This window comes from Chryseobacterium sp. SIMBA_029, from assembly GCF_046535275.1.
In the GTDB taxonomy this organism is placed as follows: Bacteria; Bacteroidota; Bacteroidia; order Flavobacteriales; family Weeksellaceae; genus Chryseobacterium.
Genome location: NZ_JAWRXA010000869.1, coordinates 1 through 235, shown reverse-complemented (window position 1 = coordinate 235; position 235 = coordinate 1). Strand labels below are relative to the sequence as shown.

At 61.7% G+C, this 235-nt stretch carries 1 protein-coding gene; it reads left to right on the top strand.

Annotated elements, in window-relative coordinates:
• Positions 1 to 11 precede the first annotated feature (11 nt).
• Positions 12 to 173 carry an MltA domain-containing protein gene (locus tag SB679_RS26345; protein WP_410705386.1) on the top strand — a complete coding sequence of 54 codons (162 nt, stop codon included), beginning with the start codon at positions 12 to 14 and terminating at the stop codon, positions 171 to 173.
• The last annotated feature ends 62 nt before the right edge of the window (positions 174 to 235 follow it).

The window sequence follows — 235 nt, the reverse complement described above, 5'->3', positions numbered from 1 at the left end:
CGAAGGGCTCGATCAGCGCTTATCCGGACCGGCGGGCAATCGATCAGGGCATTCTCTCCGGACGCGGCTTGGAGATAGCCTGGGCGAAATCGAAGGTCGATGTCTTCTTCGTCCACGTCCAGGGTGCGGCTCGCTTGCGGTATCCCGATGGTACGATGGGCCGCATCACCTAGGCCGCAAAGGCTGGACACCCCTTCTCGGCGATCGGTAAGCTTCTCATTGACCGGGGCGAGAT